At 70.0% G+C, this 19,956-nt stretch carries 20 protein-coding genes; 10 read left to right on the top strand and 10 right to left on the bottom strand.

What is annotated here, in order from left to right; genetic code table 11:
- Positions 1-19: 19 nt before the first annotated feature.
- From ACTWQJ_RS06780 to ACTWQJ_RS06800, 5 genes are all read right to left on the bottom strand, one after another.
- Positions 20-1,066, bottom strand: a complete 1,047-nt coding sequence (locus tag ACTWQJ_RS06780) for an ABC transporter substrate-binding protein (protein ID WP_443305707.1) — start codon at positions 1,064-1,066, stop codon at positions 20-22.
- A 205-nt stretch (positions 1,067-1,271) separates the two neighbouring features.
- The gene (locus ACTWQJ_RS06785) at positions 1,272-2,432 is read right to left on the bottom strand and encodes an acyl-CoA dehydrogenase family protein (RefSeq protein ID WP_409471968.1); all 1,161 of its coding nucleotides are present in this window, start codon (positions 2,430-2,432) and stop codon (positions 1,272-1,274) included.
- A 6-nt stretch (positions 2,433-2,438) separates the two neighbouring features.
- Positions 2,439-3,386, bottom strand: coding sequence for a hydroxymethylglutaryl-CoA lyase (locus ACTWQJ_RS06790; protein WP_443305708.1), 948 nt, complete (start codon positions 3,384-3,386; stop codon positions 2,439-2,441).
- On the bottom strand, positions 3,383-5,383 hold the full coding sequence (locus ACTWQJ_RS06795; RefSeq protein WP_443305709.1) for an ATP-binding protein: 2,001 nt from the start codon (positions 5,381-5,383) through the stop codon (positions 3,383-3,385). Before ACTWQJ_RS06795 ends, ACTWQJ_RS06790 begins: the two co-directional genes overlap by 4 nt.
- A gap of 8 nt (positions 5,384-5,391) precedes the next feature.
- On the bottom strand, positions 5,392-7,008 hold the full coding sequence (locus tag ACTWQJ_RS06800; protein WP_443305710.1) for a carboxyl transferase domain-containing protein: 1,617 nt from the start codon (positions 7,006-7,008) through the stop codon (positions 5,392-5,394).
- Between the two features lie 86 nt (positions 7,009-7,094).
- Between ACTWQJ_RS06800 and ACTWQJ_RS06805 the strand changes: the two genes are divergently transcribed.
- The 3 genes from ACTWQJ_RS06805 (at position 7,095) to ACTWQJ_RS06815 (ending at position 9,864) form a co-directional block, all read left to right on the top strand.
- Positions 7,095-7,685: an SACE_7040 family transcriptional regulator gene (locus tag ACTWQJ_RS06805; RefSeq protein WP_443305711.1), complete on the top strand. Its 591-nt coding sequence runs from the start codon at positions 7,095-7,097 to the stop codon at positions 7,683-7,685.
- Between the two features lie 113 nt (positions 7,686-7,798).
- Entirely contained in the window at positions 7,799-8,956 is a 1,158-nt protein-coding gene (locus tag ACTWQJ_RS06810) for an acyl-CoA dehydrogenase family protein (RefSeq protein ID WP_443305712.1), read from the top strand.
- Positions 8,957-8,991: 35 nt separating this feature from the next.
- Positions 8,992-9,864, top strand: coding sequence for an acyl-CoA thioesterase (locus ACTWQJ_RS06815; protein WP_443305713.1), 873 nt, complete (start codon positions 8,992-8,994; stop codon positions 9,862-9,864).
- On the opposite strand, the gene ACTWQJ_RS06820 is transcribed toward ACTWQJ_RS06815, so the two are convergent.
- Positions 9,857-10,645 (bottom strand): phosphatase, encoded by a 789-nt coding sequence (locus tag ACTWQJ_RS06820; protein ID WP_443305714.1) that lies wholly within the window; start codon positions 10,643-10,645, stop codon positions 9,857-9,859. The genes ACTWQJ_RS06815 and ACTWQJ_RS06820 overlap by 8 nt on opposite strands.
- A 296-nt stretch (positions 10,646-10,941) precedes the next feature.
- On the opposite strand from ACTWQJ_RS06820, the gene ACTWQJ_RS06825 reads away from it, so the two are divergent.
- Positions 10,942-11,127: a hypothetical protein gene (locus ACTWQJ_RS06825; protein ID WP_443305715.1), complete on the top strand. Its 186-nt coding sequence runs from the start codon at positions 10,942-10,944 to the stop codon at positions 11,125-11,127.
- A gap of 156 nt (positions 11,128-11,283) precedes the next feature.
- Positions 11,284-12,087, top strand: coding sequence for an endonuclease I family protein (locus ACTWQJ_RS06830; protein WP_443305716.1), 804 nt, complete (start codon positions 11,284-11,286; stop codon positions 12,085-12,087).
- Between the two features lie 76 nt (positions 12,088-12,163).
- Here ACTWQJ_RS06830 and ACTWQJ_RS06835 read toward each other — a convergent pair whose 3' ends face one another.
- Positions 12,164-12,922: a GntR family transcriptional regulator gene (locus tag ACTWQJ_RS06835; protein WP_443305717.1), complete on the bottom strand. Its 759-nt coding sequence runs from the start codon at positions 12,920-12,922 to the stop codon at positions 12,164-12,166.
- Positions 12,923-13,109: 187 nt separating this feature from the next.
- On the opposite strand from ACTWQJ_RS06835, the gene ACTWQJ_RS06840 reads away from it, so the two are divergent.
- From ACTWQJ_RS06840 to ACTWQJ_RS06855, 4 genes are all read left to right on the top strand, one after another.
- Complete coding sequence (locus tag ACTWQJ_RS06840; RefSeq protein WP_443305718.1) at positions 13,110-13,550, top strand: ATP-binding protein; 441 nt, start codon at positions 13,110-13,112, stop codon at positions 13,548-13,550.
- 72 nt (positions 13,551-13,622) lie between these two features.
- On the top strand, positions 13,623-13,925 hold the full coding sequence (locus ACTWQJ_RS06845) for a hypothetical protein (RefSeq protein WP_443305719.1): 303 nt from the start codon (positions 13,623-13,625) through the stop codon (positions 13,923-13,925).
- Between the two features lie 17 nt (positions 13,926-13,942).
- A complete protein-coding gene (locus ACTWQJ_RS06850) occupies positions 13,943-14,374 on the top strand; it encodes a type II toxin-antitoxin system VapC family toxin (protein WP_443305720.1) in 432 nt (143 codons plus the stop codon).
- A 218-nt stretch (positions 14,375-14,592) separates the two neighbouring features.
- Positions 14,593-14,952 carry a peptidase inhibitor family I36 protein gene (locus ACTWQJ_RS06855; RefSeq protein WP_443305721.1) on the top strand — a complete coding sequence of 120 codons (360 nt, stop codon included), beginning with the start codon at positions 14,593-14,595 and terminating at the stop codon, positions 14,950-14,952.
- A gap of 1 nt (position 14,953) precedes the next feature.
- Here the strand turns inward: ACTWQJ_RS06855 and ACTWQJ_RS06860 are convergent, their stop codons facing one another.
- The 3 genes from ACTWQJ_RS06860 to ACTWQJ_RS06870 all read right to left on the bottom strand — a co-directional run bounded on the left by ACTWQJ_RS06860 (position 14,954) and on the right by ACTWQJ_RS06870 (position 19,127).
- Complete coding sequence (locus tag ACTWQJ_RS06860; RefSeq protein WP_443305722.1) at positions 14,954-16,639, bottom strand: thiamine pyrophosphate-binding protein; 1,686 nt, start codon at positions 16,637-16,639, stop codon at positions 14,954-14,956.
- Positions 16,636-17,604: an agmatinase gene (speB, locus tag ACTWQJ_RS06865; RefSeq protein ID WP_129802489.1), complete on the bottom strand. Its 969-nt coding sequence runs from the start codon at positions 17,602-17,604 to the stop codon at positions 16,636-16,638. Before speB ends, ACTWQJ_RS06860 begins: the two co-directional genes overlap by 4 nt.
- 65 nt (positions 17,605-17,669) lie before the next feature.
- The gene (locus tag ACTWQJ_RS06870; RefSeq protein ID WP_443305723.1) at positions 17,670-19,127 is read right to left on the bottom strand and encodes a sodium:solute symporter; all 1,458 of its coding nucleotides are present in this window, start codon (positions 19,125-19,127) and stop codon (positions 17,670-17,672) included.
- Between the two features lie 183 nt (positions 19,128-19,310).
- On the opposite strand from ACTWQJ_RS06870, the gene ACTWQJ_RS06875 reads away from it, so the two are divergent.
- A partial coding sequence (locus tag ACTWQJ_RS06875) for a PucR family transcriptional regulator ligand-binding domain-containing protein (RefSeq protein ID WP_443305724.1) occupies positions 19,311-19,956 on the top strand: 646 nt, incomplete at its 3' end.

A 19,956-nucleotide genomic window follows, 5' to 3' on the forward strand; every position in this document is an offset into this window, starting at 1 on the left:
CCGCAACCGCAAGCCCCTCTCAGCTAACCTTCTTCGCCTTCTCGATCGCCTCGGCGAGACTCGTCAGCAGCGGAGTGCACTTGTCGTAGGACAGGATCGGCTCGGGGGACCGGGAGATGACCTGGCCGGCCTTGACCGCGGGCAGCGCCTTCCAGGTGCCCTCGGTGATGTCGGCGGGCTGGATGGTCGAGGCGCGGTCGTCCATGATGATGACGTCGGCCGGGTACTTGTTGGCGTTCTCCCAGCTCAGGGTCTCGAACCAACCGCCGGTGGCCTTCTTCGCCTCCTCCGAGGGCTCCACCAGGTTCACGCCGAGGGCCTTGAAGTACTCCAGGTCGATGGAGTAGTTCGAGCCGGAGACGTAGAAGACGTCCTGCGCGGCGGAACCGGCCAGCACCTTGATCTCCGGCCGGGCCTTGGCGGCCTTGCGCAGCCGCTCGGCGGCGGCCTCGAACCGCTTCTTCGCCTCGACGACCTTCGTCGCCTTCATGTCGGCGCCCAGCGACTCGGCCAGCTCGGCCATGCGCTGCAGCGGCTCGGGCATCTGGCGGTCGTACACCGAGATGGCCACGCTCGGGGCGAGCTTGGCGATCTTGTCCTTGGAGGCCTCGGGCACATACCAGAGCGTGCCGGCGTCGTCGAACGTGGTGGTGATGAGCACCTCGGGCTGGAAGGCCGCGTACTGCTCGACGTTGAACTGGTCGAACTTGTTGCCGAAGATCGTCAGCTTGCTGACGTCCATGTCGCCGGCCTGGACGTCGGCCTTGCCGTCCATCGTCTTGGTCGGGCCGAAGACGCCCTTGATCTCGATGCCGTAGTCGTAGAGGGCGGCGGCGACACCGGTGAAGGCGACGATCTTGGTAGGCACCGAGTCGAGCTTCACGGTCGTACCGCGGTCGTCCTTGAAGGACCAGGGGCCGGACTTGGCGGCCGCCGCCTCCTCGCCCGAGCCACCGCTTTTCGCGTCGTCGTCCCCGCAGGCTGCGAGCACGGCACCGAGGCCGAGGGCGCCGCCCGCGGCGAGGATGCCGCGGCGGGTGAGGTGGGTGGCTCTGGCGTTGGACATGGCTACGCTGCTTTCGAACGGGGTGGATCACCTGCCGGACAATTCGAAGGTAGGTTAGCCTAACCTCATCACCTGTCCAGGGGTGGGCCCCTGGCAATCGAAACCTGTGAGTCCTTCACAGGCTGCACAGCTTCCCGGAATGAGGCCCAACTCCGGTGCAATCAAAGGTCGTTGGGCCTCGTCTGGGTCATGGACGCCTTGTCTCTCAGCCGGCCAGCCCCAACTCCCTCGCAATCAGCATCCGCTGCACCTCGCTCGTCCCCTCCCCGATCTCCAGGATCTTGGAGTCGCGCCACATACGGGCCACCGGGTACTCGTTCATGAAGCCGTAGCCGCCGTGGATCTGGGTGGCGTCGCGGGCGTTGTCCACCGCGATCGTCGACGAGTAGAGCTTCGCCAGGGCCGCCTCCTTCTTGAAGGGTTCGCCGGACACCAGGCGGGACGCCGCGTCGCGCCAGGCCAGGCGGGCCGTGTGGGCCTTCATCTCCATGTCGGCGATCTTGAACTGGATGGCCTGATTGGCGCCGATCGGGCGGCCGAAGGCGTGACGTTCCTTCGCGTAGGTCACCGACTCGTCCACACAGCCCTGCGCCAGGCCGGTGGCGAGGGCCGCGATGGCGATCCGGCCCTCGTCGAGGATGCGCAGGAACTGGGCATAGCCGCGGCCCGGTTCGCCCAGCAGGTTCGCCGCGGGCACCCGGACGTCGGAGAAGGACAGCTCCCGGGTGTCCGAGGCGTTCCAGCCGACCTTCGAGTACGGGGCCGCGACCGTGAAGCCAGGGGTGCCGGACGGGACGATGATCGCCGAGATCTGTGGCCTGCCGTCGGCGCCCCGGCCCGTCACGGCCGTCACCGTCACCAGACCCGTGATGTCCGTACCCGAGTTGGTGATGAAGCACTTGGTGCCGTTGATCACCCACTCGTTCGTCGACTCGTCCAGCCGGGCCGTCGTACGGGTCGCGCCCGCATCCGAGCCGCCGTCGGGTTCCGTCAGGCCGAAGGCGCCCAGGATCTCGCCCGTGCACAGGCGGGGGAGCCACTGCCGCTTCTGCTCCTCGGTGCCGTAACGGAAGATCGGCATCGCGCCCAGCGAGACGCCCGCCTCCAGGGTGATGGCCACCGACGAGTCGACGCGGGCCAGTTCCTCCAGCGCGACGCCCAGGGCGAGGTAGTCGCCGCCCATGCCGCCGTACTCCTCCGGGAACGGCAGCCCGAACAGGCCCATGCGGGCCATCTCGCGGACGATCCCGTACGGGAACTCGTGCCGCTCGTAGTAGTCGCCGATCTTGGGGGCGACCACATCGTGTGCGAACTCCTCGACGGTACGGCGGAGTTCTTCCAGCTCGGGGGAGAGTCGGTGGTCCATGGTGCGTCACTGCTCCTGGTGGGAGAGGGCTCGTACGGTGCGGGACGGGCTGGGTCGGCCCAGGTGGTCGGCCATCCACACGCTGGTGGCGGTGAGGCGGCCGAGGTCGACGCCGGTGTCGATGCCGAGGCCCTGCAGCATCCACACGAGGTCTTCCGTGGCGAGGTTGCCGGTGGCGGACTTGGCGTACGGGCAGCCGCCGAGGCCGCCCGCGGAGGCGTCGACGGTGGTGACGCCGTGCTGGAGAGCGGCCAGGGTGTTGGCCAGGGCCTGGCCGTAGGTGTCGTGGAAGTGCACGCCGATCGCCGAGGTCGGCACGCCCTCCTCGTTCAGCTGGGACAGCAGGTCCTGCACATGGGCCGGCGTCGCCACGCCGATCGTGTCGCCCAGGCTCAGCTCGTCGCAGCCCATGTCCATCAGGGCCTTGCTGACGCGCACGACCTGGTGGATGGGGACCGGGCCCTCCCACGGGTCGCCGAAGCACATGGACAGATAGCCGCGGACGTGCACCTGCTCGGCCTTCGCCCGCGCGACCACCGGCGCGAACATGGCCAGCGCCTCGTCGACCGTGCGGTTGAGGTTGGCCTTCGCGAAGGACTCGGTGGCGCTGGCGAAGACGGCGACGCGGGTCGCGTTCAGCGCCAGTGCCCGGTCGAGTCCGCGGGCGTTCGGCACGAGGACCGGGAGCTCGACCGGCACATCCCGGACGAGCGGGAACAGCTGCTCCGCGTCCGCCAGTTGGGGCACCCACTGGGGATGGACGAAGCTCGTGGCCTCGATGGTGGTCAGGCCCGCGTCGGCCAGGCGGCGGATGAACTCCGCCTTCACCTCCGTAGGGACGGCGCCCTTCTCGTTCTGCAGTCCGTCGCGGGCGCCGACCTCGTGGATCCGCACCCGGGCGGGCAGGTCCGGGGCCGGTACGACCATGGGGAGGCCCAGTTCCGGGGTGCTCATGGCGTCTCCTCCGCTGCCGGGGCGATGACCGCAAGGACCTGGTCCATGGCGACCGTCGTGCCGGGCGTGACGTCGAGTTCGGTGACGGTGCCGGCGTGCGGGGCGGAGATGACGTGCTCCATCTTCATCGCCTCCACCACCAGCAGGCTCTGACCGGCGCTCACCTCGTCACCGACGGCGACCTTCACCACCGTCACCGTCCCCGGCATGGGGGCGGTGAGCGAGTCGGCGCCGGAGTGGGCGGCGCGGGAGAGGGAGGCGGCGACCGGGTCATGATCGCGCACATGCCAGGCCTCGCCGTCACGGCCGAGCCAGGTGCCTGTCGGCAGGGCCGCGAACGTGTGGGCGGTGCCGTCGAGCCGGAAGGTGAACCGGGACTCCGCACCCGCCGGGGCCGGGCTCCCGGACCCTGGGACCGGGGCCTCGGCGGCGTCGAACAGCAGCTCGAACCCGCCGTCCGCCGTGCCGCGCAGGCGTACGGTGACCGGGTCGTGCCCCGGCACCTGCAGGTGGTGCGCCGTCCAGGCCCGCTCGCCGCCCAGGCGCCACCCCTCCGGGACGGAGAACGGGTCCACCCAGGCGGAGCCCTGCACAGGGCTCAGCGCCTGCCGGCGCAGCAGTGCCGCCGCCGCGTAGACCTCCCGCGGAACCTCGTCCGGCACGAGGCCCGCCACCTCCCGCTCCACCAGCCCGGTGTCCAACTCGCCCGCCACCACCGCCGGATGGGCCAGCAGTCGCCGCAGGAACCCCGCGTTGGTCTGCACGCCCAGCGTCACCGTCTCCGCGAGGGCGGCACGGAGCTTCCGCAGCGCGGTCGCGCGGTCCGGCCCGTACGCGATCACCTTGGACAGCATCGGGTCGTACAGGCTGCCGACCTCCGTGCCCTCGCTCAGCCCGGAGTCCGTACGGACACCGTCGCCCTGCGGTTCGCGCAGCCTCAGCACCGTGCCGCCGGAGGGGAGGAACCCGCGGGCGGGGTCTTCGGCGCAGATACGGGCCTCTATCGCGTGCCCGGTGAGGGTGATGTCCTGCTGGGTGAGGGCGAGCGGCTCGCCGGCCGCCACCCGCAGCTGCCACTCCACCAGGTCCAGGCCCGTGACCAGCTCGGTGACCGGGTGCTCCACCTGGAGGCGGGTGTTCATCTCCATGAAGTAGTACGACGACGGGTCGACGCCTGGGACGATGAACTCGACCGTGCCCGCGCCGACATAGCCGCAGGAGCGTGCCGCCTGGACCGCCGCTTCACCCATCGCCGCGCGCGTGGCCTCGTCCAGAAGCACGCTCGGCGCCTCCTCGACGATCTTCTGGTGGCGCCGCTGGAGGGAGCACTCGCGCTCGCCCAGGTGGACGACGTTGCCGTGGCCGTCGGCCAGGACCTGGATCTCGATGTGCCGGGGCCGGTCGATCCAGCGCTCCACGAGGAGGGTGTCGTCGCCGAAGGAAGCCGCCGCCTCGCGCCGGGCCGCCGCGATCTCCTCGTCCAGCCGGTTCAGGTCCCGCACCAGGCGCATGCCCTTGCCGCCGCCGCCCGCGCTCGGCTTGAGCAGCACGGGCGCACCCAGCTCCCGGGCGGCCTCGGACAGTTCGGGGTCCCGGCCACCGGGCACGACCGGCACGCCGGCCGCCTTCACCGTCTCCTTGGCGCGGATCTTGTCGCCCATCAGGGCGATGGCGTCGGCGGGCGGTCCGATGAACACCAGCCCGGCGTCCGTGCAGGCGCGCGCGAATCCGGCGTTCTCGGCGAGGAAGCCGTAGCCGGGGTGGACGGCCTGGGCGCCGGTGCGCGCGGCGGCCTCGAGGATCCGCTCCACCGACAGATAGCTCTCGGCCGCCGGTGCCGGACCGATCCGTACCGCCGTGTCGGCCTCGCGCACATGGCGTGCGTCGGCGTCGGCGTCGGAGAAGACGGCGACGGAGCGCACGCCGAGCGACCGCAGCGTACGGATGACACGGACGGCGATCTCGCCGCGGTTGGCCACAAGAACGGTGTCGAACATCGGTCCCCTCACATCCGGAAGACGCCGAACTGGGGCTCACCCAGGGGCGCGTTGGCGCACGCGGTCAGGGCCAGGCCGACCACCTGCCGGGTCTCCAGGGGGTCGATCACCCCGTCGTCCCAGAGGCGGGCCGTCGCGTAGTAGGCATTCCCCTGACGCTCGTACTGCGCACGGATCGGGGCCTTGAACGCCTCTTCCTCCTCGGCGGGCCAGGACTCTCCGCGCCCCTCGATCTGGTCCCGCTTGACCGTGGCCAGCACGGAGGCGGCCTGCTCGCCGCCCATCACGGAGATCTTGGCGTTCGGCCACATCCACAGGAAGCGGGGGGAGTAGGCCCGGCCGCACATGGAGTAGTTGCCCGCGCCGTACGAGCCGCCGACCACCACCGTCAGCTTCGGTACGCGCGTACAGGCGACGGCCGTGACCATCTTGGCGCCGTGCTTGGCGATGCCCCCGGCCTCGTAGTCCCTGCCCACCATGAACCCGGAGATGTTCTGCAGGAACAGCAGCGGGATCCCGCGCTGGTCGCACAGCTCGATGAAGTGGGCGCCCTTCTGCGCGGACTCGGAGAACAGGATGCCGTTGTTGGCGACGACGCCGACCGGGTGGCCGTGGATCCGGGCGAAACCGGTGACGAGGGTCTGCCCGAACTCGGCCTTGAACTCGGCGAAACGGGAGCCGTCCACCAGGCGCGCGATGATCTCCCGCACGTCGTAGGGGGTGCGGGGGTCGGCCGGCACCGCGCCGTACAGCCCGTACGGGTCCACCTTCGGTTCGACGGCCGGCTGCACCTCCCAGGGCAGCTCCCCGCGCGCGGGGAGGGTGGAGACGATCGTGCGCACGATCCGCAGGGCGTGCGCGTCGTCCTCCGCGAGGTGGTCGGTGACACCCGACACACGCGCGTGCACCTCGCCGCCCCCGAGCTCCTCGGCGGTCACCACCTCACCGGTGGCCGCCTTCACCAGTGGAGGGCCGCCCAGGAAGATGGTCCCCTGGTTCCGGACGATCACGGCCTCGTCGCTCATCGCGGGAACGTACGCCCCACCGGCCGTGCACGAACCCAGCACCGCGGCGATCTGCGGGATGCCGGCGCCGGACATCCGCGCCTGGTTGTAGAAGATCCGCCCGAAGTGCTCACGGTCCGGGAAGACCTCGTCCTGCATGGGCAGGAAGGCGCCGCCGGAGTCGACCAGATAGACACACGGCAGGCGGTTCTCGTACGCCACCTCCTGTGCCCGCAGGTGCTTCTTCACCGTCATCGGGTAGTACGTCCCGCCCTTGACGGTGGCGTCATTGGCGACGATCACACACTCCCGGCCGCTCACCCGCCCGATCCCGGCGATCACGCCGGCCGCGGGGGCCTGGTCGTCGTACATCCCGTCGGCCGCCAGCGGGGCCAGCTCCAGGAACGGCGAACCCGGGTCCAGGAGGGTGTCGACGCGGTCGCGCGGCAGCAGCTTGCCGCGCGCGGTGTGCCGGGCGCGGGCCTTCTCCCCGCCGCCGAGCCGGGCGGCGGCCAGCTTGGCACGCAGCTCGGCGACGAGGGCGCGGTGCGCCTCCTCGTTGGCGTGCCAGGCCTCCGACGCGGGATCTGCCGCGCTGTGCAGCTCCGGTGCCTGAAGCATCCTGCGGTCCCCTCACCTTGTTAATGAGCGTTAACGCATTTCCTTCAGGTTAACGAGCGCTAACCTCCCTGTCTAGAATTACTTCCATGGCCACCAGAACCGACGCCCCCACCCGCCGCGAGCAGATCCTCAAGGAGGCCGCCCGGCTCTTCGCCGAGCGCGGCTTCCACGGGGTCGGAGTCGACGAGATAGGCGCCGCGGTCGGGATCAGCGGCCCCGGCCTCTACCGGCACTTCGCGGGCAAGGACGCGATGCTCGCCGAGCTGCTCGTCGGCATCAGTGGTCAGCTGCTGACCGGCGGGAAGCGCAGGGTCGCCGAGGCGGACGGGAACCCCGAGGCGGTCCTCGACTCGCTCATCGAGGGCCATATCGACTTCGCGCTCGACGACCGCCCGCTCATCACCCTGCACGACCGCGAGCTGGACCGCCTCCGGGACAGCGACCGCAAGCTGGTCCGCCAGCTCCAGCGGCAGTACGTCGAACTCTGGGTGGAGGTGGTCCGCGAGCTCTACCCGGGCCTGTCCGAACCGACGGCCCGCTCGGCCGTCCACTCGGTCTTCGGCCTCCTGAACTCGACACCGCACCTGGGCAGGCCCGGCTCGCTCCCGGGGCGGGGGGCCACGGCGGAGCTGCTGCACCGGATGGCGCGGGGGGCGTTCGCGGCGGTGGGGGAGTAGCGCCGGGCAGAGCGTGACGAGCGTTACGGGGGACTCACTCTGGACGCGGGTTCGTACTCGCCGGTACGGTTGCCTGAGCAAGCGCTTAGACATGTACCGGTGGAGGTGGCGGCGTGCGCCGTACGGTGTTCAACGAGGATCACGAGGCGTTCCGGGAGACCGTGCGCGCCTTCATCGAGGCCGAGGTCGTACCGGTGTACGACGAGTGGTTCGCCGCGGGGCAGGCGCCGCGCGAGTTCTACTACAAGCTCGCCGAGCTGGGTGTCTTCGGCATCCGTGTGGACGAGGAGTACGGCGGCGCCGGCATCGACTCGTACAAGTTCGAGGCCGTGCTCTACGAGGAGACCGCCCGCGCGGGCGTGACCTTCGGTGGCTCCGGCGTGCACGTGCTGCTCGGTCTGCCGTACATCAAGATGCTCGCCACCGACGAGCAGAAGAAGCGGTTCCTGCCGAAGTTCGTCTCCGGTGAGGAGATGTGGGCGATCGCGATGACCGAGCCGGGCACCGGCTCCGACCTCGCGGGCATGAAGACCACCGCCAAGCTGAGCGAGGACGGCACGCACTACGTCCTCAACGGCGCCAAGACCTTCATCACCGGTGGCGTCCACGCAGACCGCATGATCGTCTGCGCCCGCACCGCCGCGCCCACCGCCGAGGACCGCCGCCACGGCATATCCCTCTTCGTCGTGGACACCAAGGCCGAGGGCTACTCCGTCGGCCGCAAGCTCGACAAGCTCGGGCTCAGGACCTCCGACACCGCCGAACTGGCGTTCGTCGACGTCAAGGTGCCCGTCGAGGACCTGCTCGGCGAGGAGAACAAGGGCTTCTACTACCTCGGCCACAACCTGGCCTCCGAGCGCTGGGGCATCGCCTACGGCGCGTACGCCCAGGCCAAGGCCGCCGTCCGGTTCGCCAAGCAGTACGTGCAGGAGCGGACCGTCTTCGGCAAGCCGGTCGCCCACTTCCAGAACACCAAGTTCGAGCTGGCCGCCTGCCAGGCCGAGGTGGACGCGGCCGAGGCCGTCGCCGACCGCGCCACGGAGGCCCTCGACGCCGGTGAACTGACCCCGGCCGAGGCCGCCAGCGCCAAGCTGTTCTGCACCGAGGTCGCGCACCGCGTCATCGACCGCTGCCTCCAGCTCCACGGTGGCTACGGCTTCATGAACGAGTACCCGATCGCCCGCCTGTACGCGGACAACCGCGTCAACCGCATCTACGGCGGCACCAGCGAGATCATGAAGACGATCATCGCAAAGGACATGGGCCTGTAAGGTTCCGGAAAATACCGGCCAGTAAAAATGTGGCCATGAACCAGGCACTTCAGTCTCTCCTCGATCTGCTCGACCTGGAGCAGATCGAGGAGAACATCTTTCGCGGCCAGTCTCGGTCCGCCGTCGTCCCGCGCGTCTTCGGCGGACAGGTCGCGGCCCAGGCGCTCGTCGCCGCGGGACGTACGGTCCCCGAGGACCGGCCCCCGCACTCGCTGCACGCGTACTTCCTGCGCACCGGCGACCCCGGCGCGCCCATCGTCTACACCGTCGACCGCATGAACGACGGTCGCTCCTTCACCACCCGCCGGGTCGTCGCGATCCAGCACGGGCAGCCGATCTTCGCCCTGTCCGCGTCCTTCCAGAAGTACGAGGAAGGCTTCGAGCACCAGGCCCCGATGCCCCCGGCCCCCGACCCCGTCACGCTCCCCACCTCCCAGGAACGGCTGAGCGGGTACGGCCACATCGACCCGCAGGTGGTCGAGAAGTTCCTCGAGGCGCGCGCCGCCGTCGACCTGCGCTACGTCGACGAGCCGCCGTACGGGCAGTTCGGCGAGCCCCGCGAGCCGCACTCGCAGGTCTGGTTCCGCGCCAACGGCAAGCTCGCCGACGACCCCCTCCTGCACATCGTCCTCGCCACATACGTCTCCGACATGACGCTCCTCGACTCCGTGCTGCTCGCGCACGGCCGCGGCGGCTGGGCCGTCGGTGACGTGGTCGGGGCCTCGCTGGACCACGCGATGTGGTTCCACCGCCCGTTCCGCGCCGACGAGTGGCTCCTGTACGACCAGGAGTCCCCGTCGGCGTACGGCGGCCGGGGCCTCGGCCAGGCCCGCATCTACACCCAGGACGGCCGCCTCGCCATCTCGGTGATCCAGGAAGGTGTCGTGCGGGCACCGCGGGCTAGGTAAGCCCCGCCTCCGACAGCAGATACGCCGTCATCGGGTCGTAGTACCGGGGGCTGACCACATGGTCGTCGAGGGGGACCGTCACCTGGACGGTCCCCTCCGCCTCCGCGAGGAACAGCGCCGGATCGTTGCTGTCGGCGTAGCCGACGGAGTCGATGCCGTGCTGGCCGGCATAGCCCGCCCAGCCGTGGTCGGCGACGACCAGGTCGGGCAGGGCTCGGCCGTCGCGTTCCATGGCGGTGAGGATGGCCTTCATCGGCTCGCCCGAGTGGGTGTGCCACAGGGTCGCGCCGTGCTCCAGCATCGCCACGTCCGCGAACTGCATGACGTAGCCCTCGTCCGTCTGCAGCCCGTCCGGGATCACCACGATCTCGCAGCCGGCGGCGCGCAGTGCGGCGGCCGTGGCGCGGTGCACGTCGAGCAGGCCGCCGGGGTGGCCGGTGGCGAACAGCACCCGCTGCCTGCTGTCGGCCGCCTTGCGCAGCCGCGCCGCGAGCCGTTCCAGGGCGGCGACGGTGAGCTCGGGGTCGATGGTGTCCTGGCCGTACCGGTACTCGGGGTCGTCGTTCACGCCGACCCGCTCGGCCATCACCGCGAGCACGTCCTGCTCGTCGGTCCAGCGGTCGCCGAGCTCCAGGCCGAGCCAGAAGTTGCGGACGCCGTTCGACAGTTGGCGGTAGTGGGAGAGGTTGTTCTCACGCGGGGTGGCGACGTCGCCCGCGATACGGGTCTTCACAAGGTGCTCGACGAGCTCGGCGCGGCTGGGTGTCCCGGGTATCGGCATGGCTCCCATTGTGAGGCACGCCCCTGTGCCCGACCCCGACGTCCCGCGCGCTGGGACGTGGGTCACTTACCGTTCCTGACTTGTTGAATCGATCCCAGACGCGCGGTTCGCGGCCGTAGCGTTGAGGGTGCCGGTCGGCACGGGCTCGACCTGTTCCTTGCCGCCCCCGGGCTGGCTCTTCTTAGCGTGCCGCCGCCGTCCGGTACCCGCGCGGTGTGGCTCGACAGAGGCATGAACATCATGGTGACGCTGCGACTTCAAGTCAGGATGCCCACCGCACTTTCTTCCGTGTCTCAGTGTTGCACTACATCCAGCTCGGCGGCGGTATGGGCGATGGCTCCGGCCTCAGTATCGAGATCATGGCATGGGCGCAGGAGCATGGCACGGCGGTGAAGGCGAGCGACTACGCCTCTGACTCGTCGTCTACCGAGAACAGCGAGTCGTCGACCATCTACCGCCTGGACGCGTCCGATGTGAGCTGACCCCACACCAAATCGGCCCCCAACCAAACTAGTTGAGGGCTGCTTCGGCATGCTCCGTCACACGCCCGACACACCACGTTCACGCCACGGAATGCATGTCCATGCCACACTCCCGTTCGCCCGCTCACTCAACCCGCGTAGAACGGACGCCCCCACATGCCCGCGACGCACACCCGCCGCTGGAAGACCGTGGCGCTCACCACGTCGGCCGTACTGCTCGGCCTCACCCTCCCCACCCTGACCGCGACCCCGGCCGGCGCGACGACCACGGCGTACGACGACACGTACTACGAGGACGCGATCGGCAAGACGGGAACGGCGCTCAAGGATTCCCTCCACACGATCATCAGCGACCAGACGACGATCTCGTACTCGGCCGTCTGGAACGCCCTGAAGGTCACCGACCAGGACCCGAACAACAGCAGCAACGTGATCCTGCTGTACTCCGGCATCTCCCGCAGCAAGTCCCTCAACGGCGGCAGCACCGGCAACTGGAACCGCGAGCACGTGTGGGCCCAGTCCCACGGCGACTTCGGCACCTCCGCCGGTCCCGGCACCGACCTGCACCACCTGCGCCCCGAGGACGTGCAGCTCAACAGCATCCGCGGCAACAAGGACTTCGACAACGGCGGCAGCGCGGTGAGCAACGGCGGCGGCAGCCTCACCGACTCCAACTCCTTCGAGCCCCGTGACGCCGTCAAGGGCGACGTGGCCCGCATGATCCTTTACATGGTCGTCCGCTACGAGGGCGACGACAGCTGGCCCGACCTGGAGCCCAACGACTCCGTCAGCAACGGCAGCGTCCCCTACCACGGCCGCCTCTCGGTCCTGAAGCAGTGGAACGACGAGGACCCGCCGGACGCGTTCGAGGAGCGCCGCAACGAGCTCATCTACGACTCGTACCAGGGCAACCGCAACCCGTTCATCGACCACCCGGAGTGGGTCGAGGCGATCTGGTAACCCAGTCGGACGGCAAGCGGACCGAACTCCCGGCGATAACCCGGGAGTTCATCCAGCCGAACGGCGACGGGTTCCCTCAGGCCTCGAAGTCGTACTCAAGGATGTACGCCGACGAGTCCAGCACCATCTCGTTCACCTCGACGGCGGCACCCTCCGCGTCGAAGGCGGTCCGCGCGACGAGTACCACCGGCACCCCGGACGGCAGGGCGAGCCTCTCCGCCTCCTCGCCCTTCGGCATACGGGACCGGATCTCCTCGCGGAAGCGAACCGGCTTACGCCCCAGGTCCTCAAGCCTCGCGTACGTACCGCCCGGCCCGGTGTCCGGCTGCGCGATCGGCGTCCCGGCGACGAGCTCGGCAGCCAGATATGACGTGGACAGCAGCACCGGTTTGCCGTCGAGCACGAATCGCCGCCGACGTACGCAGACCCGGGCGCCTTCTTCGAGCTCCAGCTGTCCGGCAATGACAGCCGGGGCGTCCTGCTCGCCCACCTCGACGAAATCGACGACGAGGTCACGGCCCTCGGTGTCGGCGTCCCAGATGGACCGACCCGCTCCCCACTGTGAGTGGGAGAGACGCTCGATTCCCCTCCGCCGGATGGGCTTGAAGTCCCGCACGAACACCCCGGCACCCTTCCGAGCCTCGACGATGCCCTGCGCCTGCAGGACGCCCAGAGCCTGCCGGGCCGTCATGCGAGCCACGCCATGCGAGGCCATGATGTCGTTCTCGCCGGGCAGTCGCTCACCCGGCCCGTACTCCCCCGCCTCGATGGCCGCCCGCAGCTCCGCCGCAATGCGCTGGTACTTGGGCTGACGCTCCGTATTGCGGCCGCTCATCCAGGTCTCTCCTCTGATCATCTCTAGACATCCTAGGTGCCGCGAGTCACGCCTTCACGGCCAGACAGGAACTCCGCACGAGCAATTTCACACATCTCTAGAGATGCGTTGAGGGTGCGCGGCGGGAGGTGTTTCACTGCCTTTCATCTCTAGAGATGTCGCTCTCGCCCTCGCTTCGGAGGTCCTCATGTCAGTGGACAACACCGCCCCCGGACAACCCGCAACCCCCGCCGCCTCGGAGGTCACCTGGCAACTGCCGCACGGACCACGCAGCGCTCGACGTACCCGCGAACTCCTTCGCACCCAACTCGCCAGCTGGAAGATCGGCGGCGAAGTCGCCCACTCCGCCGAGCTGTTGCTCTCGGAGCTGGTCAGTAATTCCATCCTGCATGCACGACGGCCGACGGGCCGCGAGATCGGCTTGCGCTTCGCACTCTACGAGGGCCGCCTGCGCGTCGAGGTCGCCGACGCGAACCGAACCCGCCCCGTGCCCCGGCAGGCTGCCGTCGAGGACGAACGGGGTCGCGGACTCGCCCTTGTCCAGGCGCTGGCCGACCGCTGGGGCTGCTGCCCTCGCCTGCACGGCATCGGCAAGGCGACGTGGGCGGAACTGGCAGTGCCGCAGTGAGTCCGACCGCCGCGGCGGTACTGTCAGAATCCCCCGCACAGCTCACCAAACGGCCCAACCGAGGAGATCCCAGTGGCCGACGTTCCTGCCCCTCCACCTGACCCCACCGCCTCACCGGACGAGGTCGTCACCGTGACACTCACCTATACGGGTGCACAGGCCGAAGTGCTCCGCACGATCGCCCTCTTGGAAGGACGTACCCCCGAGGAGGTGGCACTGGAGCACATCGCCCGTGCCATCCCGTTGACGTTTCCGTCCCCCCTGGGTGAGGACTCGGAGGCGATGGCCGCGCTGACACGTGCGATGTTCGACGGCCCCGCCGACCTGTCCGCCAACTCGGGAAAGGGCATGTTCGGGGAAGCGGGAAGCCGGTGACGCGCCATCTTTTCGCCGTGGCCGACACGTCGGTCCTCCTCGCCGTGTACAACCGCAAGGACGAGCACCACGAGCGCGCCGTGCAGAGCCTCTCGCTCGTCGACCGCCTCGTAGTGTCGCCCATGGTTCTCGCCGAGCTGGACTATCACCTCGCCACCAGAATCAGCGGGAGGGCCGCAGCTGATGCCCTCGCAAGCCTGCGAGCCTGGGCGAGCACGGACCGGCTCAAGCTCGCCACCGTGGGGTGGCCGCTCTTGAGCGAGGCGGAACGCCTGATGCGGACCTACTCGGATCATGACGCCATCGGCCTGACCGATGCTCTCAATGCCGTACTGGCCTGGTCGCTGCCCCAACCCGTCCTGCTCGCCATCGACCACCACTACCGGAATGTGATCGCTCCACGGACGGGCAGCGAAGCACCGCTTCAGGTTATTCCGTCCGTCGAGTGACGTGTCCGCAGCAAAAACGCACCCGGGCGCCGGTGCCACGGTCTCGTGCGCCCCGCGCACCAGCGCCTGCTCCACCGGGAAGATCACCTCGCCGAGCTTCGGGTTCGCTCCAAGAGGTGGTGTAGGCGACAAACCCGGGCAAGCCGACCCGCCTCGCCGGGAGCATGGCAGTGCCTCGGCAACTCCGCCGGGGCGCACCGGAGTTCCCGAGGAGTCCCATGAAGCTTCGTTCCTGGTCCGTCGCCGCCGCCCTCGCCCTGACCGCCCTCGTCCTGCCGGCCCACGGTGCCACCGCCGCCGAAGCCGCCGCCCCGCCCTCCTGCCCGGACGGGTCGGTGTGCTTCTGGAGCGGCGAGGGCTTCGACGGCAACTACTGGGAGTGGACCGCACGCAGCGGCTATCGCGACATGCCGCCCAGCCTGCACGACCACGTCGGCTCGGTCGTCGCGAGCACCCGCGCCTGCTTCATCAACTGGAGCCCGGTCGAGAAACGCGACGTCTTCAACGGCGACTGGCGCTCGCGCTACCTCGGCGACTTCGGTGGCCGTATCGACGGGGTCGGTCCGGGCGGCTGTTAGTTCAGTCCAGGTGCGTAGGCGCGAACATCCGCAGTACCGCCGGGAGGACGACCACCGACGGTCCGGGTGACGCCAGCGCCTTCGCCAGGTCCTGCTCCAGTGTCCCGGGGGTGGTACGGACGCCCGGGACGCCGAAGGACTCGGCCAGTGCCACATAGTCGGGGCGGGTGAGTTCCGTGGCAGTGGCCTGGCCGAAGGCGTCCGTCATGTACTCGCGCAGGATGCCGTAGCCGCCGTCGTCGACGATCAGCCAGGTGACGTTCAGATCGTACTGGCGGGCCGTCGCCAGCTCGGCGATCGAGTAGAGCGCGCCGCCGTCGCCCGACACCGCGAGCACCGGGCGGGTGGGGTCGGCGGTGGCCGCGCCCAGGGCCGCCGGGAAACCGTAGCCGAGGCCGCCCGCACCCTGGGCGGAGTGCATGGTGTTGGGGGCCTTCGGGTCGAAGGCCGACCAGGCCCAGTACGCGAGGATCGTCATGTCCCAGAAGGACGGCGACTGCGGCGGGAGCGCCCGGCGGACCGACGCCAACACCTCCTGCTCCAGGGTGAGTTCCTGGGCGGCGATGCGCTCACCCACACGGGACAGCAGGTCCCGTACCCGCTCCGGGGCCGTGTCGTCCTCCCGCACCGAGACCGTCTCCAGCAGCGCCTGCAGAGCCAGCCGCGCGTCCGCGTGGATACCCAGCGCCGGGTGGTTGGACTCCAGCTTCCCGAGGTCCGCCTCGATCTGGATGACCCGGCCGCGGGGCTTGAACGTGTGGTAGTTCGAGGAGAGTTCGCCGAGGCCCGAGCCGACCACCAGGAGTACGTCCGCGTCCTCCAGGAAGTCCGTGGTGTACCGGTCCTCGATCCAGGACTGGAGCGACAGCGGGTGCGTCCAGGGGAACGCGCCCTTGCCGCCGGGGGTCGTGACGACCGGTGCCTGGAGCCTCTCCGCCAGCTGCTTCAGCTTGCCCGAGGCGTCCGCCCGTACCACTCCCCCACCCGCGATGATCGCCGGACGTTGCGCACGGGACAGCAAGTCGGCGGCCACAGCGGTCAGTTCGGGGCGCGGGGACAGCTCCTCGGGGAAGGCGTCGCCGCCCGTCACCACCGGGATCGCCGTCTCGGCCAGCAGTACGTCCTGCGGGATCTCCACCCACACCGGCCCGTGCGGGGCCGTCAGCGCCGACTTCCAGGCCGCCTCGATGGCGGACGGGATCTGCGACTGGGTGCGAACGGTGTGGACGGACTTCACCACGCCCCGGAACGAGGCCGCCTGGTCGGGCAGTTCGTGCAGGTAGCCGTGCCGGCCGCCGCCCAGCCCCGCCGTCGGGATCTGGCTGCTGATCGCCAGCACGGGGGCAGAGGCAGCCGCCGCCTCCTGGAGCGCGGCCAGCGAGGTCAGCGCGCCCGGCCCCGTCGACAGCAGCAGCGGCGCCGCCTCACCCGTGATGCGGCCGTACGCGTCCGCCGCGAACCCGGCGTTGTTCTCCACCCGCAGACCGATGTACCGCAGATCCGAGCGGCGCAGTGCGTCGAACATGCCCAGCGCGTGCTGGCCGGGCAGGCCGAAGACGGTCGTCGCGCCGAGCCCGGCCAGCGTCTCCACGACCAGGTCTCCGCCGTTGCGGCCGGGGGGAGGGTTCAGCGCGGCCTCCGTCTGGGCCGCGGTCGGGCGGAGTACCAGGTCGTGGTCGTGGGTCACTTCGAGCGCGCCTCGGCAATCTGACGGGACATGATCGTGGTCAGTTCGTACGCCGTGTGGGAGGCCGCCACCGACGTGATCTCCGCGTGGTCGTAGGCGGGGGCCACCTCGACGACGTCCGCCGAGACCAGGTTGCAGGATGCCAGCCCGCGCAGGATCTCGAGGAGTTCGCGGGAGGTCATGCCGCCGGCCTCGGGGGTGCCGGTGCCGGGCGCGTGCGCCGGGTCGAGGCAGTCGATGTCGATGGAGATGTACAGCGGGCGGTCGCCGATGCGCTGGCGCAGCTGGTCGGCGATCTCGTCGACGCCGCGCCGCATCACATCCGCCGACGTGACGATGCCGAAGCCCATCTTGGCGTCGTCGTCCAGGTCCTGCTTGCCGTACAGCGGGCCGCGCGTACCGACGTGCGACAGCGCCGACGTGTCGAGGATGCCCTCCTCCACGGCACGCCGGAAGGGAGTCCCGTGCGTGTACTCGGCGCCGAAGTACGTGTCCCAGGTGTCGAGGTGGGCGTCGAAGTGCAGCAGGGCGACGGGGCCGTGCTTCTTCGCCACCGAGCGCAGCAGCGGCAGCGCGATGGTGTGGTCGCCGCCGAGGGTCATCAGGCGGGCGCCGGTGCCGAGCAGGTCGTCGGCGGCCGCCTCGACGGTCTCCACGGCCTCGTTGATGTTGAACGGGTTGACGGCGATGTCGCCGCCGTCGGCGACCTGGGCGAGGGCGAACGGGGAGGCGTCCTGCGCCGGGTTGTAGGGGCGCAGCAGCCGGGACGCCTCGCGGATCGCGTTGCCGCCGAAGCGGGCGCCCGGCCGGTAGGAGACGCCCGAGTCGAACGGCACGCCGACCACGGCGACGTCGGCGCGGCCGACCTCGTCGAGGCGCGGCAGCCGGGCGAAGGTCGCGGGACCGGCGTACCGCGGGATGCGGGACGAGTCGACGGGGCCGCGGGGCGTCTCGTTGCTGCTCATCGGGAACTGCCTTCTTTCTCACGCTTCGTCGCGTATGTACAGCTATGTACTACTGCCATACGACTCTACTGGTGTGCCGGGACCGCCTCGGCCACGGGTTCGGGTGCTCGCCCGGCCAGTCGCTCGCGCCAGGCGGCGAGGACGGCCTCGTCGGTGGCGGGAGTTGCCAGGGAGACGATCAGGTAGGCGGCCAGCGAGGACAGCAGGCCGTAGTAGACGGGCTCGTTGGCGAGGATTCCGTACGTCGCCATCAGCACGATCACCGCGAGGCCGCCGACGGCGACCGAGGCCAGGGCGCCCTGGGCGGTGCCGCGCCTCCACAGCAGCCCGCCGAGGATCGGCACGAGCAGCCCGCCGACGAGCAGGTTGTACGCCACCGTCAGCGCCTCGACGACGTCGTTGAGCGCGATCGCCGTGCCGATCACGGCGAGGCCCATGAGGAGGATGAAGGTGCGGTTGCCCTTGACCTCGTCGTGCTCGCCGTCCGGCCGGACGATGCCCCGCAGCCGCGACCAGATGTCGTTGTTGGCGACGGTGGCGCAGGCGATGAGGGCGCCGGAGGACGTCGACATCACGGCGGCGAGCGCGGCGGCCAGCACCAGCCCGCGCACGCCGACGGGGAGTTCGTCCTTGACGATGGTGGCGAAGGCGTCGTCGGCGCTGGCCAGGTTGGGGTAGAGGACCTTGGCCGCGGTGCCGATGACGGCGCCGGCGAGGGCGTACACCAGGCAGTACGTGCCGGCGACGGTGCCGCCCCACTTGGCCGTCGTGTCGCTGCGCGCGGTGAAGACGCGCTGCCAGATGTCCTGCCCGATGAGCATGCCGAACGTATAGATCAGCACGTAGGTGAAGATCGTCTCGCCGCCGATGCCCAGCGGGTCGAAGTACTCCGTGGGCAGCTGCGCCTTCATCTCGCTGAAGCCGCCGGCCTTGACGACCGCGATGGGCAGCAGGAGCAGGAGGACGCCGATCGTCTTGACCACGAACTGCACCATGTCGGTCAGCGTGATCGACCACATGCCGCCGAGCGTGGAGTATGCGACGACGATCGAGCCGCCCAGGATGATCGCGAGGGTGCGGTTGATGTCGAAGAGGACGTCGAAGATCGTGGCGTACGCGATGGTCGATGTCACCGCGAGCATGAGGGTGTACGCCCACATGACCACGCCCGAGATCACACCGGCCCGGCCGCCGTATCTGAGATCCAGCATCTCGGAGACGGTGTAGACCTTCAGGCGGGCGATACGGGCGGAGAAGAAGATGCTCAGCGCGAGCAGGCCGAGGCCGATGGTGAACACCATCCACGCGCCGGACAGCCCGTACTGGTAGCCGAGCCCGACGCCGCCGATGGTGGACGCGCCGCCGAGGACGATCGCCGCCATGGTGCCGGAGTACATGGACGGGCCGAGGCGGCGGCCCGCGACCAGGAACTCGCTCTTCGACTTGGCGCGGCGCATGCCCCACCAGCCCATGGCCAGCATGCCGGCCAGATAGACGACGATCACGATGTAGTCGACGGCCATGGGGGGCCTCCTTCACGCGCTCTCGGTGGCGTGTCGTGCAGATGGGGTGTGCGGTGGCTGCTCGCGGGGACATCCGCCCGTACCCGCGGCCACTGGTCCGGACCGACACTAGGTGGCCGGAAAGCGACTGCGAAGTGTACGTTTCATCCATCCGGGCCGAACGGGATGGAGGGAACGCACACCATGCCGGACCCAGCGGTTCCCCCCACGCCACCCGTGCCCCTCGCCTCACTCCTGGCCCGCGAGGACCTGGCCCTGCGCCAGATCGCCGGGCCGTCCGGTCCCGGCATCGTCATCCACTGGGCGCACACCTCGGAGATGTCGGACCCGTATCCCTACCTCCTGGGCGGCGAGCTCCTGCTCACGGCGGGCGTGCACATCCCGGAGGCGGCGGGATCGGGGACGTACTTCGACGACTACGTCTCCCGGATCGTCGCGGCGGGCGGCGCGGCGCTCGGCTTCGGTGTGGCGCCCGTGCACGACACGGTGCCGCGGGCGCTGGTCGCGGCCTGCGAGGCGTACGAGCTGCCGCTCCTCGAGGTCCCGCCGCAGACCACCTTCTCCGGCGTGGCCCGCGCGGTCTGGCAGCTGATGGCCCAGGCCCGGCTCGCCGAACTGCGCCGCGTCACCGAGGCCCAGCAGAGCCTCGCCGCGGCGGCGTCCCGCCCGGACCCGGTGGCGTCGGTACTGCGACAGCTGGCCCAGCGGATCGGCGGGTGGGCGGTGCTGTACGGGCCGGAGGGGTCTCGGATCGCCGAGGCGGGCCGGGCTGCGGGGGGCGGGGTGAGCGGGGCGCTGGCGGAGCTGGCGGCGGTGGTACGTCCGGACG

This window comes from Streptomyces sp. KR55, from assembly GCF_052245645.1.
Classification (GTDB): Bacteria; Actinomycetota; Actinomycetes; order Streptomycetales; family Streptomycetaceae; genus Streptomyces; species Streptomyces flavusporus.